The organism is Vibrio sp. YT-19(2023) (assembly GCF_033337395.1).
In genome coordinates this window covers 115,510-129,429 of sequence record NZ_JAWOQN010000008.1, presented here as the reverse complement: position 1 = coordinate 129,429, position 13,920 = coordinate 115,510, and the positions used below count along the sequence as shown (strand labels likewise).

General features: G+C 45.5%; 14 protein-coding genes. 10 read left to right on the top strand and 4 right to left on the bottom strand.

The window, feature by feature from the left end; genetic code table 11:
* The first annotated feature begins 8 nt into the window (after nucleotides 1-8).
* Complete coding sequence (locus R7E78_RS08175; protein ID WP_186585500.1) at nucleotides 9-1,049, top strand: flagellin; 1,041 nt, start codon at nucleotides 9-11, stop codon at nucleotides 1,047-1,049.
* Between the two features lie 88 nt (nucleotides 1,050-1,137).
* On the opposite strand, the gene R7E78_RS08170 is transcribed toward R7E78_RS08175, so the two are convergent.
* A complete protein-coding gene (locus R7E78_RS08170; RefSeq protein ID WP_411913754.1) occupies nucleotides 1,138-3,801 on the bottom strand; it encodes a DUF2339 domain-containing protein in 2,664 nt (887 codons plus the stop codon).
* 440 nt (nucleotides 3,802-4,241) lie between these two features.
* Between R7E78_RS08170 and R7E78_RS08165 the strand changes: the two genes are divergently transcribed.
* The 4 genes from R7E78_RS08165 (at nucleotide 4,242) to R7E78_RS08150 (ending at nucleotide 8,408) form a co-directional block, all read left to right on the top strand.
* Complete coding sequence (locus R7E78_RS08165) at nucleotides 4,242-6,041, top strand: cation:proton antiporter (protein WP_005373994.1); 1,800 nt, start codon at nucleotides 4,242-4,244, stop codon at nucleotides 6,039-6,041.
* Nucleotides 6,042-6,279: 238 nt separating this feature from the next.
* Nucleotides 6,280-7,299, top strand: coding sequence for a type 2 isopentenyl-diphosphate Delta-isomerase (fni, locus tag R7E78_RS08160; protein ID WP_005388695.1), 1,020 nt, complete (start codon nucleotides 6,280-6,282; stop codon nucleotides 7,297-7,299).
* Nucleotides 7,300-7,493: 194 nt separating this feature from the next.
* Nucleotides 7,494-7,757: a DUF3012 domain-containing protein gene (locus R7E78_RS08155; RefSeq protein WP_005373992.1), complete on the top strand. Its 264-nt coding sequence runs from the start codon at nucleotides 7,494-7,496 to the stop codon at nucleotides 7,755-7,757.
* Between the two features lie 252 nt (nucleotides 7,758-8,009).
* Nucleotides 8,010-8,408: a GFA family protein gene (locus R7E78_RS08150; RefSeq protein ID WP_005388696.1), complete on the top strand. Its 399-nt coding sequence runs from the start codon at nucleotides 8,010-8,012 to the stop codon at nucleotides 8,406-8,408.
* Nucleotides 8,409-8,501: 93 nt separating this feature from the next.
* Here R7E78_RS08150 and R7E78_RS08145 read toward each other — a convergent pair whose 3' ends face one another.
* Nucleotides 8,502-8,852: a rhodanese-like domain-containing protein gene (locus R7E78_RS08145; protein ID WP_318057822.1), complete on the bottom strand. Its 351-nt coding sequence runs from the start codon at nucleotides 8,850-8,852 to the stop codon at nucleotides 8,502-8,504.
* A gap of 267 nt (nucleotides 8,853-9,119) precedes the next feature.
* Between R7E78_RS08145 and R7E78_RS08140 the strand changes: the two genes are divergently transcribed.
* The 3 genes from R7E78_RS08140 (at nucleotide 9,120) to R7E78_RS08130 (ending at nucleotide 11,357) form a co-directional block, all read left to right on the top strand.
* Nucleotides 9,120-9,410 carry a co-chaperone GroES gene (locus tag R7E78_RS08140; protein WP_005373989.1) on the top strand — a complete coding sequence of 97 codons (291 nt, stop codon included), beginning with the start codon at nucleotides 9,120-9,122 and terminating at the stop codon, nucleotides 9,408-9,410.
* A 33-nt stretch (nucleotides 9,411-9,443) separates the two neighbouring features.
* Nucleotides 9,444-11,042, top strand: a complete 1,599-nt coding sequence (gene groL / locus R7E78_RS08135) for a chaperonin GroEL (protein ID WP_318057821.1) — start codon at nucleotides 9,444-9,446, stop codon at nucleotides 11,040-11,042.
* 105 nt (nucleotides 11,043-11,147) lie between these two features.
* Nucleotides 11,148-11,357, top strand: coding sequence for a hypothetical protein (locus R7E78_RS08130; RefSeq protein WP_005373984.1), 210 nt, complete (start codon nucleotides 11,148-11,150; stop codon nucleotides 11,355-11,357).
* 131 nt (nucleotides 11,358-11,488) lie between these two features.
* On the opposite strand, the gene R7E78_RS08125 is transcribed toward R7E78_RS08130, so the two are convergent.
* A complete protein-coding gene (locus tag R7E78_RS08125) occupies nucleotides 11,489-12,100 on the bottom strand; it encodes a LysE family translocator (protein WP_318057820.1) in 612 nt (203 codons plus the stop codon).
* 109 nt (nucleotides 12,101-12,209) lie between these two features.
* On the opposite strand from R7E78_RS08125, the gene R7E78_RS08120 reads away from it, so the two are divergent.
* Together R7E78_RS08120 and R7E78_RS08115 are read left to right on the top strand one after the other, a co-directional pair.
* The gene (locus tag R7E78_RS08120) at nucleotides 12,210-13,100 is read left to right on the top strand and encodes a LysR family transcriptional regulator (protein WP_005388706.1); all 891 of its coding nucleotides are present in this window, start codon (nucleotides 12,210-12,212) and stop codon (nucleotides 13,098-13,100) included.
* 59 nt (nucleotides 13,101-13,159) lie between these two features.
* Nucleotides 13,160-13,531 (top strand): VOC family protein, encoded by a 372-nt coding sequence (locus tag R7E78_RS08115; RefSeq protein ID WP_005373979.1) that lies wholly within the window; start codon nucleotides 13,160-13,162, stop codon nucleotides 13,529-13,531.
* 98 nt (nucleotides 13,532-13,629) lie between these two features.
* Here the strand turns inward: R7E78_RS08115 and R7E78_RS08110 are convergent, their stop codons facing one another.
* Nucleotides 13,630-13,851 (bottom strand): hypothetical protein, encoded by a 222-nt coding sequence (locus tag R7E78_RS08110; protein ID WP_017635120.1) that lies wholly within the window; start codon nucleotides 13,849-13,851, stop codon nucleotides 13,630-13,632.
* Between the last annotated feature and the right edge of the window lie 69 nt (nucleotides 13,852-13,920).

Genomic DNA, 13,920 nt, shown 5'->3' with positions numbered 1-13,920 from the left:
TTCTTTTTATGGTAATGAGTACAGTAGAGGTTAGACCCCATAGCATACGCTTAGGTGGACAAGAACAAGCCTCTATCATGCCGACCCGTTCTGCAGACTCAAGTACGGCAATTAAACCGCGCCCGGGGCGAATTCAGGCTGACACTGCGTCAGCCTACTCTGTATCTGGTATTCAGCTTACACAGGGTCAGCAGCAAGCCACGGCGGTTCAGATCGCGTCCAAATCGCTGCAGGTGATTGGCAAAGAGCTCACGCAAATTAAACGTGGTTTGACGCAAGCTATTAATCAAGGCGTACAAAATGTTCCTGGTTTGCAGGATACATTGGTTCGCTCTAAAGCCACCATCCAAAAAGTCGTTGAGCAAGCACGTTTCGATGGCCAGAAAGTCCTAAATAACGAACTGCATTTAAAACTGGATAAAGCGGATATTCGTCGCTTTTCTATTCCAGGTTTGAATGTTCATCGCTTAAGCGACAAGGCCGAGCAAATCCGTTTGGATTTTCCTCAAGGTCAAGCGGTGATGATTCAGTTTGATGGACAATCAGACGGTGAGCGAACGGTCAAAATGCTGGATCGCAGCTTGATTGCGTTAGGAATGCGAGCCTCATTAGCCGATGATGGCAGCATTTTATTTGAAGCCAGAGACAACGCTTATCAACAAATGCAGCAAAAGGTGATGGTAACGGGGGAAGGGCACCGATTCCCTGCGGGACAGCCTAACGTTTTGAACTTAAAGTCTGAGCCAGATGGTATTGCGGAGCTCGGGTTTGATCTAGGCTCACGCGACGGCATCAAGCAGACGATTGCCAAAGTAAATCAGCATCTGAAACAAGTTCAAACGAGCTTGCAGGAAGCGAAAGCTTTTCATGGTGAACTGAATACTCAAATGCGTTCTATCCAAACCAAAACCGCACAGCTTTCAGTCAATGAGGTGAATGCAAAACTGGATGGATTCATGCAAAAGTCTGGCGAGTTTACTTCGACTTTTCAGGCATTGAATGCGCAAGCAAACGTGCGTCGTCATACTGTGGTCGCTTTACTGAAGTAACGAACACTCCAATGATTCCCGGCTTTACACTGTTATCGTCCCCCAATAACGAAAACAGCGCACTGTCGGGAATCTCTCTTCGACTCGTCTAGGGCTCGAGAGCTTTTGCCACCGAACGATTCAATTTCTGGAATAGCCATCCAAGTGCTATCAAAGACGCACCTAAGCCTAAGAAGCTTATCGCTCGCCAGAACCCATCCAGAGAGCTCACATCCCATAAGAATACTTTCAGTGCGACACAGGCAAGGACCACTAGACCGACACGCTGCATCATCAGCCCCTGTTGGGTCACGCCGCGCCAAGTCAGCAATCCACCTACGAGCAAGCCAGCCACTGAATAACTGAACAACTCTGCCATGCTGGTTGGCTGATACAGCATCATCGATGTGGTTTGCCAGAATTGACGGATAGACATCCCCAACCAAATGGCTGCAAGTAAAAAGCCTAGACTAGCAATCGCAAATCGATGAACTTGCAACGTATTCCAGCGCTTAAACGTTGCGATAAGCAGGATGCAAGCTGGTAACAGCCAGCCGATACTCAGCATGTTAAAGATGGGAAGTGCTTGTGCCGAGACGTTATCAGCCACCAACGGCGATTCTGCCGTATTAAGCAAAATAATCAATATAGCGAACGCGCACCAAAGCAAGTAACTATAGATTTCGTAGATACGGCTTAAGCGTTGCGCAAATTGGCTGCGGTAGCTGTATACCAAACCCATAACTAATGCTTGATTGGCAAAGACTGCCGCACTTGTGAAGTCGATGTGCCCCAAGTAACCATATTGCCCCGTTAACCAGTAGTTAGTTTGGGTGAACAATGCCATTAAGAATACATGTAAAAACGCCCCTTCAAACCAGTTGGTCAGTTCTCGGTCCACTTGTTTTAGTGTTGAACGAGCATAAGACAAGATGAAGAGAGAAGGCATATAACTCACAAGAACCCAAGCCCAATGCCCAGCTTCTACCGGTTGCCATTCGGGTATGAAAGGTAGCAGCGTGAGTCGGATAACCAGTATTCCCATTGCCACTTTAATCGCCCAACTCGCAGGTCGAAATAACCCGACTTGAGCCTGTAAGGCCATTATCGCAACTTGTATTGAGATTGCTGTTGTTAACCAAGTATCGCTCAACCAAACAAAAGCGATACCTACGATTAAAGCATGCATAACGGCAGAGCATTCTAATGCCAACGAACGTGCACGCTGACCAAGCACAACATAGTAAGTGGCCATCAATGCGCAGAAGGTAGTCCAATACCACAGGTAGCCTTGCATAAATTCGTCAACATAAAGCAACGTAATTAAGCTCATCGCGGGAGCCAGTACCAGCAGAAGCAGCCCACTGAGTTGCGAACGGTCACTAAGTGATTGGCAATATGTTCGATAGCCGATCAGTGCAATACTCACCGCCAATGCGAATAGAATGCTAGCTTCTCGCTCTAACATATACAGCGCATCAAAAGCGATGGTAAGAACAATCAGCGCGGTTGCTGAGACGAGAATAGATGGCAAAAATACACGTAATGACCAGCCTGTACGAAGTGCTGGTAGCCAGATGATCGCAACAAGCAGCGCATAACAGTACGCCATTTGTAGAGTGTTCAGATCCGGCATTCTGGTGACGGCAGAAAAGGTCAATAAAGCAGTTGCGAGAGCGGTAGCGGTCGGCGAGTTTGTCCACTTGCTTTGATAGTGACGAAAGCGAGGATTGAGCATCCAACCCATTCTCGGAACCGCGAAAATGAGATACAAAGTGATGGAGAGATAAATCGCGAGCCACGAGAACAACCGTTCTGTTGGTACACTCTCAATCAACAGCAACATCCAAATGACATGTGGAATCGCGATACTTGGCGTAATCCATGCCCTACGCACTTTTTGCATCAATAAGGTCGCCGCGAACGAAATCGCGCAGATGTATCCGGCTAACAAAAAGTAGTTGGGTTCACTACCTCCAATCCACAGTGGTGCTGTGTAGCCACCAATTAAGCCAAGCACGGCCATTAACGGCCCTTGTCGCAATGATAATGCTAAACTGAAAAATGCCGCTGAAGCCAAAATGATCAACGAGATACTTGGCGTTAGCATTTGATAAACCACAAAGGCAAAAATGACGGTGCAGTAAATGCCCGTTAATCCCGTACCGGTAACGGCAGCAGGAACATACGTAAAGCCTTGGGCTCGTGCTGCCCGCTGCGGATTCTGTTGTTCTTTACGGTGAAACCACTCGCCAACAAGCACCATAAGTAATGAGATCACAAAGGCAAAGGACACTCGCATAAATGGCGAAAACTGGATGTGACTACCAATCACCTGTACGAGATAACCTCCACCGATCAGCATGGCCAATGCGCCTACCCAAACCAACCAATTTTCTTGGATGTTGCTAAGCAGGCTCTGAACTTTACTCTGAAGGAATGACTCATTTTCTTGACTAAAAACATCCAGTTGCACTTCTCTTATCTGGGCGTACCCTTGATTCGCAGCGCTCTGGTCCAAGTCTAGGTTGGCAGCTGGATCATGTTCCCCAGAGGATGAGACATCTTTCTGTTGTGATTCTATGTGAGGTGACGTCGCTACAGATGGTGTGTCTTTTTCGATGCTGGATTGTTGGTGCACTTGTGGGCTTGAGCCCCCATGGACACTGGCTCGTAGTGATGTGACTTCCTCACGAAGTTTGGTTAGTTCTTTTTCTAAAAGTGCAGCTCGGTTGGCGGCTTTCACTCCGATGAGGATGGCGAGACACGCCATGAACAGTGCTAGTATTACGTACAATCCATTTCTCCTTGCGTACGTCGCGTGACCCACGATTCTTAACTTTGAGCACTTACGCTAAAGCTTAGTTCATGCTCTATGCCTTAGCCTCATATAGTGCTAGGTTCCGCGCTTTCTTTAGAAATCATTCTACATAATGAAACTCAATGCGTAATGATGAATTCGACAAAGTCGCACACTTGTGTGCCACTTTAAGACCTGATGAACAAAAATGAGTCGTTAAGTCATTGGGGGTCAACTATATTCATAGTTCTGATGCGATCGCCAAATGACTTCAAACATGTGCGTTTCGTAGCGATGTCATCGAAGGTCAGTCGTTTGATTTGCACGTTCGGTAGTTTCTATCTGACCGTAAGGCTGAATGTATTCGGGTATAGCGCATTCACGCGAAAAAAGACAAAAACAGGTAATTATTGATGCAAGTGGGTAATGAAGCGCTGGTGCTGTCAGCGGTTGGGGTTATTGGTTTAGGTTGCCAATGGTTAGCTTGGCGATTGCGTTTGCCAGCGATTTTATTTTTGTTGTTGGCAGGGCTGATCGTCGGGCCATTTATGCAGTGGTTAAATCCTGATGAGATATTAGGTAATTTGCTCTTTCCGTTGGTCTCTTTGGCGGTGGCAGTGATTTTATTTGAAGGCAGTTTGACCTTAAATTTTAAAGAAATTCGTGGCGTGAGTGGTTCGGTATGGAGCATTGTTTCCATCGGGGCGATCATTTCGTGGGCGGCGACCAGTATCGCAACACACTATTTCCTCGGCTTTACTTGGGAGCTTGCCATGTTGTTCGGCAGCTTAACCGTAGTAACAGGGCCGACGGTCATCGTGCCACTTCTACGAACCGTAAGACCTAACAGTACGCTTGCTAACATTTTGCGATGGGAAGGGATTTTGATTGACCCGCTCGGTGCGCTTTTTGTTGTGATGGTTTACGAGTTTATCGTATCTCACAGCGCGATAAATAGCGTCGAAGTGTTTGGGACGATCATTGCTGTCGGCGTCATGCTAGGTGCGGCCTCAGGCTATGCAGTTGCGACGATCATGCGTCGCTCTTGGCTACCGGAATATTTGCAGCCATTTGCGGTTTTGATGGTGGTTCTAGGTGTATTTTCGGTCTCTAACCACATTGAGTCTGAAGCTGGGTTACTAACCGTCACCGTAATGGGTATGTGGCTCGCAAACGCTAAAGACATCAATATTCAGCAAATTCTGCACTTTAAAGAGCATTTAACCATTTTACTGATCACCGGATTGTTCATCTTCCTTGCGGCTCGAATCAGTCTGGATGATTTTGCTGCGCTAGGTAGCGGTGCGTTATTGTTGTTTGTATTTATGCAGTTAGTGTCGCGTCCGTTATCGATTTTTCTTTCAACCTTCCGCAGCAACTTGCGTCTTAAAGATAAGCTGTTTTTGTCTTGGGTTGCACCGCGCGGTATTGTTGCTGCTTCGATTTCGTCTCTTTTCGCGATCAAATTGACCGAATACGGCATTGATGAAGCGATTTTACTGGTCCCTATGACCTTCATGGTGATTATAGGAACGGTCGTGTTACAAAGTGCGACGGCACGTCCTGTAGCGCTGACGTTGGGCGTTGCAGAGCCAGCACCACGCGGCTTCTTGTTGATTGGTGCTAACCGAGTAGCAAGAGAAATAGGGCAGGCGCTGGCGCGTTATGACCGCCGCGTATTAATGACTGACTCAAACTGGGAGTACATCAGTCAGGTTCGTATGTTGGGATTGGATTACTATTACGGCAACCCTATTTCTAGTCACGCGGACGACAACTTGAACTTGATAGGAGTTGGACAAGTGGTTGCATTAACGCCCGATCAGCATTTCAACATTATGGCTTGCATGCAATTCGTCGACGAGTTTGGGGAAGATAAAGTTCACTGCTTACAAAAAGTGAAAACCAACGGCAATGGCAGCGAGAAGCACTCCGTGGCTCAGGAGTACCATGGTAAATTGCTGATGGGCGGCAATGTAAGCTATACCCAGCTAGCCAGTATGTTAAGTCGTGGTGCAGAGGTTAAACACACGAAATTGAGCGATAACTTCACGTATCAAGATTATTTAGCGCATCACAAAGGTAGTTCAGTTGTACCGCTGTTCCATGTAGAAGAAAAAGGAAAAATTCAATTCTGTGATGATCCCGAACAGTTTGAACCAACGACGACAAGCACTGTTGTGTCGCTAATTCTGTCGGACAGCGTAAAGTAAACTACAGAGCAATGTGATCCATTTTCATCATGGGTATCGTACGCTGATTATCTCAATTTGAAGAGAAACTTGCCGGCTTGTTTAAAACGGAAAGCGAGTTTCTTTTCTTATAATGTCAGGGGCAGTCGAGATTCATTACTCGTTTCGGAAAAGTAATCCGGCAAATTCACAAAATTCGCATTGACGTTACTGATAAGGATCGCAATACTGCGCGACTGTTTTACTTTAGGGTGACATTATGGCTCCGCAAACTAACCGAAAAGATTTACACCTAGATGCTGTTTTACATCATGATATGAGCATGAAGCATAAAACGGCGGGTTTTGAGTCTGTCGAGTTTGAACACTGTGCGCTGCCAGAATGTGACTTTCACGCGATCGATTTATCGACAGAGTTTCTTGGTCATCAATTAGCGCTACCGTTTTTGATTAGCTCGATGACTGGCGGAGCAAAAGACGCAGAAACGATCAATTGTCGTCTAGCTGAAGCAGCAAGTGAATTAGGTATTGCCATGGGTGTGGGCTCGCAACGGATTAGCTTAGAAGAAAGTCAGCATTCGGGCTTGGGTAAAACCATTCGTGAGTTGGCGAAAGAAGTACCGTTGTATTCCAATCTTGGAGCCGCTCAATTGCTCGATAAAGGTAAACTCGATAATGCGCAACGTGCGGTTGAGGCGATTCAAGCCGATGCCTTGTTTGTGCACGTTAATCCAATGCAGGAAGCGTTTCAGAAAAATGGCGACCACAATTGGGTTGGTGTTTTCCAGGCAATTGAGATGCTTAAATCTCGCGTGAAGGTTCCTATCATTATCAAAGAAGTCGGTTTTGGTATTAGCGGACACGTTGCGCAGCGATTAATTGATGCTGGTGTGGATGCAATTGACGTTGCGGGCGCGGGTGGCACAAGCTGGAGTGCGGTTGAAGGGTATTGCCAAGATAATCCGAAAATGCAGCGTGCAGCCGAGCTTTTCCGCGATTGGGGTGTCCCTACAGCAACATGTTTGGCTCAAATCCGCGCACTGCATCCTACATTACCCTTGATCGCCTCGGGAGGTGTTCATAACGGACTTGAAGCGGCGAAAGCCATTCATTTGGGTGCTAATCTCATTGGGCAAGCTGGTGCGGTATTAAAAGCTGCGACGATCAGCACGCAGTCTGTCGTCGATCACTTTGAACAAATGGCATTAGAGCTGCGTTTAGCGTGCTTTGGTACTGGCTCTTTTAAGGTTGGTGAGCTAACAAAAGCGCGCTGCCTATAGCTTTTAGAATGGCGCGCTTTACACAGAGTCGCTCAATAATTTTTCGGTGTCTTAACACGTAGACTGATAATTTCGTTATAGTTGATACAAAAGTCACTTCAGCTAGTGACGCCTTTATTCAGACACTTGAATGGGCATGTGTTGAAGAGATTGAGTTTAATTTTACTATTGTTTGCAACTGGAACCTTAAATTTATGAAAAAACTAGTCATGCTGATGTTGGCGGCTTCTGCTTTGACCGCTTGTAGTGATGAAGTGGGCACTGAAGGCTGGTGTAACGACATGCGCGATAAGCCAAAAACAGAATGGACAGCAGACAACGCGGTAGACTTTGCAAAGCATTGTGTTCTGCAAGATGGTGTCGGCAGCGAGCAATGGTGTGAAAACCTGAAAGATAAGCCGAAAGGTGACTGGACTGCAAACGAAGCGACCAGCTTTACTAAACACTGCATTTTTTAAGCACAGCGGAAAGCGCCTTTTCTGAGGCGACATTCTGTGAGGTAAACACCAAGCGTTATTGCTTGGTGTTTTTGTATCTAAAATAGCTCGATTTTTCACGTGTCGAGCGCACTTCCCTCTGAATGGAATGTTTTACATTTTCGTTTCATTTTTGAAAACCTGTATTGCCTGTCTTTAATTTTTCGTATTGCAGTGGCATGGTGTCGAGATAGCCATCTAATTCAATTAGATTCATAACAAAAAGGAATTCAAATGGAAGTACTAAAAGGCTCATGTCTGTGCGGCAAGGTAAAGTTGGAAGTGGCTGATGAATTCAAGTACATGGGAAATTGCCATTGCTCTGAATGCCGCAAGTTCACAGGTTCTGACTATTCATCTGCCGGTGGTATTGCGTTGGATAAACTGCTTATTATCCAAGGGAAAGAAGATATTCAAACTTATCAGAAAAGCGAAAATACCATGCTATGCTTTTGTCGCCACTGCGGATCAAGTCTGTATTCGAAAAAGAACAATGGGATCGTCAATATTCGCCTTGGTATCTTGGATGACACACCTTCTCACAAGCCTGATTTCCATATTTTTGTCGCGTCGAAAGCGCCGTGGCTCGAGATATCGGATAACCTGACTCAATTTGATGCAGGGCCAAAATAGAGTTGTTGTAGATAAGTATTTAGAAACAGAGCGCGTTACAATACGCTTGCGACACGCTCTGTGCTTTTACTTTGTATATTAGAACGGAGACGACTATTTGGCGTCTTGTAGTTCTTCTAAGCCACCTGCATTGTGCAGATTCGTAAAGCCTTGCGTTTGTAAGTATTGATACGCTTTGCCAGAGCGGTTACCACTGCGACAGTACAACACGATAGCTTGATCTTTATCGACGTCTTGAAAATGTTTATCAAGTTCAGATAAAGGGAAGTTGACGGCATTATCCAAATGCCCTTCAGAAAACTCTTGCGGCGTGCGCACATCGACAATAATCGCGCCCTTGTCAATCAATTGCCACCCTTGTTCAGCGCGTTCAGAAGCCGACACGTTGGGGGAGAGGAAGCTCACGCACAACGTTGCAAGAAATAGAGATACGGCCTTTTTCATTGTTTGATTATCCTTTTTAAGAGTACGTAACCACTCTAGATTTGATTGAGCATATTTTCCATCATAAAGAGATGCTAAGTAGTTGTGAATGCGATAATTCGATAGAAATTTTTATTTAATTTAATAAAAAATTTTTATCAAATTCACCTCTTGAACTCTAATTTTTCGACCTTATTATTTTCATCGAAAGCGAGCTGTCGACTCGCAAATCCATCTTGATGTTTATTTTGTCTTTTATTTTTGGTTCCAAGTAGGAGGCACTTAAAAATGAAAATTCGTCCTTTAAATGACAAGCTAATTGTTGAAAGACAAGAGGTGGAAAATAAATCTGAAGGGGGAATCGTTTTAACTTCTCAGTCGGTGAAAAAATCAAACCGCGGGAAAGTCATTGCTGTTGGTTTAGGTAAACGTCTTGAAAATGGCGAACGCGCTGCGATGGAAGTCAAAGTGGGCGACCAAATCATTTTCAATGACGGTTACGGCGTGAAAACCGAGAAAATTGACGGCGCAGAATACTTAATTCTGTCCGAATCTGATGTGTTAGCAATCGTTGAGTAATTATTTTTGTAGTAGTTTTTTGAGGAGATAACCATGGCTGCAAAAGACGTATTATTTGCTAATGACGCACGTCAAAAAATGCTGAAAGGTGTGAACTTACTGGCGGACGCAGTAAAAGTGACACTAGGCCCGAAAGGCCGCAACGTTGTGCTTGATAAATCTTACGGCGCGCCAACCATCACCAAAGATGGCGTGTCTGTAGCGAAAGAAATCGAACTGAAAGATAAGTTCGAAAACATGGGCGCACAAATGGTGAAACAAGTGGCGTCCAAAGCGAATGATGAAGCGGGGGACGGTACAACGACCGCTACCGTACTGGCGCAATCTTTCATCAATGAAGGTCTTAAAGCGGTAGCCTCTGGCATGAACCCAATGGACCTAAAACGTGGTATCGACAAAGCCACTGAAGCGGCGGTTGAGAAACTACGTGAAATGTCTAAGCCATGCAGCGACAAAGAATCTATCACCCAAGTGGGTAGCATTTCTGCAAACAGCGATCGCGCGATCGGTGAAATCATTGCAGAAGCGATGGAGAAAGTGGGTCGCAATGGCGTGATTACGGTTGAAGAAGGCCAAGGTCTAAACAACGAATTGTCTGTGGTTGAAGGTATGCAATTTGACCGCGGTTACTTGTCGCCATACTTCATCACTAACCAAGAAAATGGCAGCGTCGAGCTAGACAACCCTTACATCCTATTGGTGGACAAAAAAGTCAGCAGCATCCGCGAGCTATTGCCTGTACTAGAAGAAGTGGCGAAATCTTCTCGTTCGCTATTGATCATTGCTGAAGAAATCGAAGGTGAAGCGCTAGCGACATTGGTTGTGAACAACATGCGCGGCATCGTGCGTGCGACCGCGGTGAAAGCGCCTGGCTTTGGTGACAACCGTAAAGCGATGATGGAAGACATTGCGGTACTAACTGCTGGTACGGTCATCTCTGAAGAAATCGGCCTAGAGCTCGAAAAAGCAACGTTAGAGCAACTAGGTAGTGCGAAGAAAGTGACCATCACCAAAGACACAACAACCATTGTGGGTGGCGCAGCAGAAGCAAGCGCGATTGCTGATCGTGTGGCTTCGATTGAAAAACAAATCGAAACAACCACCTCTCAATACGATAAAGACAAGCTTCAACAACGTGTTGCGAAGCTTTCTGGCGGCGTAGCGGTGATCAAGATCGGCGCTGCAACCGAAGTTGAGATGAAAGAGAAGAAAGATCGCGTGGACGATGCACTACACGCTACTCGCGCAGCGGTTGAAGAAGGTATTGTTGCTGGTGGTGGTGTTGCCCTAACTAAGATCGCGAAAGAATTGGCGGATCTAAAAGGCGACAATGATGACCAAAACGTGGGTATCCGAGTTGCGCTACGTGCAATGGAAGAGCCTCTTCGTCAAATCGCAACTAACGCAGGTGACGAAGCTTCTGTTGTGGCGAACGCTGTCAAAGCTGGTGATTCCGATTACGGTTACAACGCTGCAACAGGTGAATACGGCAACATGATCGAAATGGGCATCTTGGACCCTGCGAAAGTAACACGCTCAGCGCTTCAATTCGCTGCGTCTGTTGCTGGCTTGATGATCACCACTGAAGCGATGATCACCAACCACGTTGAAGACAAAGAACTTGATATCTAACGTCATCAACCGTTAGTGATTAAGTAAGCGTTAAAATAACAATAACATCGCAAAGCCTAAGCGGGCTCGCTTGAGCCCGCTAATCAGTCATTTGAGGTAAGTGTTATGACCCGTTTACCTGCGTTTTCTTTCTCAATATCTGAGCCGGGCGGTAATGAAGCTTCGTCAACGTGGCCGACTGCTATTCACTTCCCCCTCGTTCCAGCTGGGCCAGAGTTTTCGATCGAAAATGCTCTGCCTAAACGTCCGACAGTGACGATATTCACTATCGATCTGTCTCAGTTATTTAAAGGGGACGCTCGGGTCATCCATTAACTGTATCGAAACAGCCAGCGCACGTTGGCTGTTTTTTTCTAATTTAAAGTATTGATAATGTAGATTTTTATTTGATTACTGCCACTTGTTCAATGATCAATTTGAACTGGGGTAATCGGACCGCAAGCGCACTACACCTTTAAGCCCAGCATTGCGCCGAAAATGATTAATCCCGCCCCACATGCTTGATTGAGTCGATGCTTAATCTTCAACAAGAAAGCTTGTAGCCGGGATGACGTGAATAAAACAGCAACGATAGAAAACCAAATACCATGCAGCGCAATCATATAAATCCCGTAAAACAAGGCGATGTGTTGCTGACTAGAGTCGGGAGAAATCACTTGGCTAAAAATACTCAGAAAAAACAGCATCGTCTTGGGATTGAGTAAATTACACAGAAATCCCTGCATGAAAAATCGCCACATTGAATACTCGCTCTGTTGAATGGTTTCTGAGTTTGACGCAGGCTGCGAGGAGAATATTCCTTTAATCCCAAGGTAGACAAGATAAGCGGCCCCAAGATAGCGCACGAGATTAAACAACCATTCGTTTTGTGAAATTAAGTAACTGATCCCTAGCATGGAGTAAGCGATGTGGATGCTGATCGCCATGCTGATACCAATCGCACTGTATACGCCTGCTTTTCGTCCTTGATTTAAGCTATTTCTTAATACCAAAACAAAGTCTGCGCCAGGGCTAATGACAATAATCACACCTAATAACGCAAGAGTTACAAATTCCATATCGATTTCCTGTTTGAATGATGAAGTCTGGGATGTAGCGGAATTGTAGGCGTCTTTATTACTGACTATAATCGAAAAACATTCCCATATTGGTGAGAAAAACTCACAGATGCGTCACCTGAAATCTTTTTATGTCTTCCACGTTGCGGCGAGTTCTTCAAGCTACACTGAAGCGGCTGACAAACTGAACATTACCCACGGAGCCGTGAGTAAGCAGATCAAGCAACTTGAGCAATATCTGTCTCAACCTTTGTTCTTCAAAGAGGGCAGGAAAGTCGTGTTGACGGCAGAAGGCGAATTACTCAAGACATACACAGAAACGGCATTCCAAACGCTAGAAACAGGCGTGAATACGCTTATTCAAGAGAAGCATCAGCATCTTGAAGTGTCTTGTGAACCGACATTAACCATGCGCTGGTTGATGCCAAGGTTGGCCGCGTTTAATGATGAACACCGTGCTGATGTTCGTTTGTCGACGGCTGGTGGCCCGGTAACATTAGGATCAACTGGGCTTTCGATGGCGATTCGTCGAGACGATTTTGCGCAGCATCACGATTACGACAAAACCATTCTTGTGGAAGAGTGGGTGGGGCCGGTATTTTCTCCTGAGTATTGGCAATCCATTAAAGACAATTTGAAAGCAGCTCGATTGTTGAATAGCCAAACCAGACCGAATGCTTGGGCGGATTGGCAGCAATCAACACGTTGTGAAACTTTCAACGGCAACACTCAGCAATCATTCGCGCATTTTTATTTTTGCATACAAGCCGCAGTGGATGGCTTAGGCGTCGCAATGGGATCGTATCCTTTTGTCATGGACGATATTAAGCGTGGTAATTTGGTCGCACCATTTGGGTTTTCTCCATCAAGTTGCAATTACGTTTTATTGAGTCAAGATAAAAAGCGTACAGAACTCGAACATAAATTTATCACGTGGTTACAAACGCAAATGGCAGAGTGTGTGCCACTGTCATCACAGCAGATTACGCAAGGCGAATAGAAGGCATAGAGCGAGATTACGTCAGTCAGTTTTATGGAAAAAGGCTTAGGAAATTGGAAATGGAAAACCTCAATATTGTTGAAATCAAATCATTTGTTCCGGCGAAAGATTACGCGCTATCAAAACGCTTTTATGAGGCGATTGGCTTTGAAATGGCGTCGGACTTCGGTGATGTAGCATACTTCTCTCAAGGTAGCTGCGCGTTTCTTTTACAGAATTTTTATGAGCCAGAACACGGCAATAACTTCATGATGCACTTGCTCGTAGAAGACGCAGAAAGTTGGCATCAGCACTTATCCAAAGTGGGTCATGAGGAATTTGGTTCGCGTTTGACAGAGCTAGTCGAGCAACCTTGGGGCATGCGCGAATGTTGTTTGTTTGACCCTAGTGGCGTTTTATGGCGAATTGGCCAGAACATGAATACTGACTAAAGCCAGTCTTATTTTCACCGCATCTACGCGCAGGTATTGAGATCTCGATATCTGCGCGTTTTCTTTTTTACTTAGCCTTGCCAACGTTTGTAGCGCACTCACGCCTTTTTCGAGGTGGTGTGCGATGGGCTAACGCCAAAAAACTCCTCAAGCAGCATGGCTTTGAGTTCTGCTCTGACTTCTGCGCCACCGATTAACGCCAAAAGTGCGAGTCCTCCTGGAATAAGGATGACCATTAATATCGGTCTTAAAATATACGAAAAGCAGAAGATGGTCGGGAAGAAAATCAATCCTTGGCCTAGTTTGTTTAATACGTACATGAGCGATTCCTTTTGTTTTTATATAAAATGAGCGTGCTCAATTTTATAAATGAGCGCGCTCAATTTGTC

What these genes read in the sequence shown, in the direction of transcription:
- R7E78_RS08175 (WP_186585500.1), top strand. Translation starts at nt 9, where the DNA reads ATGGTAATGAGTACAGTAGAGGTTAGACCCCATAGCATACGCTTAGGT.
- R7E78_RS08170 (WP_411913754.1), bottom strand. Translation starts at nt 3,801, where the DNA reads ATGGCGTGTCTCGCCATCCTCATCGGAGTGAAAGCCGCCAACCGAGCT.
- R7E78_RS08165 (WP_005373994.1), top strand. Translation starts at nt 4,242, where the DNA reads ATGCAAGTGGGTAATGAAGCGCTGGTGCTGTCAGCGGTTGGGGTTATT.
- fni (WP_005388695.1), top strand. Translation starts at nt 6,280, where the DNA reads ATGGCTCCGCAAACTAACCGAAAAGATTTACACCTAGATGCTGTTTTA.
- R7E78_RS08155 (WP_005373992.1), top strand. Translation starts at nt 7,494, where the DNA reads ATGAAAAAACTAGTCATGCTGATGTTGGCGGCTTCTGCTTTGACCGCT.
- R7E78_RS08150 (WP_005388696.1), top strand. Translation starts at nt 8,010, where the DNA reads ATGGAAGTACTAAAAGGCTCATGTCTGTGCGGCAAGGTAAAGTTGGAA.
- R7E78_RS08145 (WP_318057822.1), bottom strand. Translation starts at nt 8,852, where the DNA reads ATGAAAAAGGCCGTATCTCTATTTCTTGCAACGTTGTGCGTGAGCTTC.
- R7E78_RS08140 (WP_005373989.1), top strand. Translation starts at nt 9,120, where the DNA reads ATGAAAATTCGTCCTTTAAATGACAAGCTAATTGTTGAAAGACAAGAG.
- groL (WP_318057821.1), top strand. Translation starts at nt 9,444, where the DNA reads ATGGCTGCAAAAGACGTATTATTTGCTAATGACGCACGTCAAAAAATG.
- R7E78_RS08130 (WP_005373984.1), top strand. Translation starts at nt 11,148, where the DNA reads ATGACCCGTTTACCTGCGTTTTCTTTCTCAATATCTGAGCCGGGCGGT.
- R7E78_RS08125 (WP_318057820.1), bottom strand. Translation starts at nt 12,100, where the DNA reads ATGGAATTTGTAACTCTTGCGTTATTAGGTGTGATTATTGTCATTAGC.
- R7E78_RS08120 (WP_005388706.1), top strand. Translation starts at nt 12,210, where the DNA reads ATGCGTCACCTGAAATCTTTTTATGTCTTCCACGTTGCGGCGAGTTCT.
- R7E78_RS08115 (WP_005373979.1), top strand. Translation starts at nt 13,160, where the DNA reads ATGGAAAACCTCAATATTGTTGAAATCAAATCATTTGTTCCGGCGAAA.
- R7E78_RS08110 (WP_017635120.1), bottom strand. Translation starts at nt 13,851, where the DNA reads ATGTACGTATTAAACAAACTAGGCCAAGGATTGATTTTCTTCCCGACC.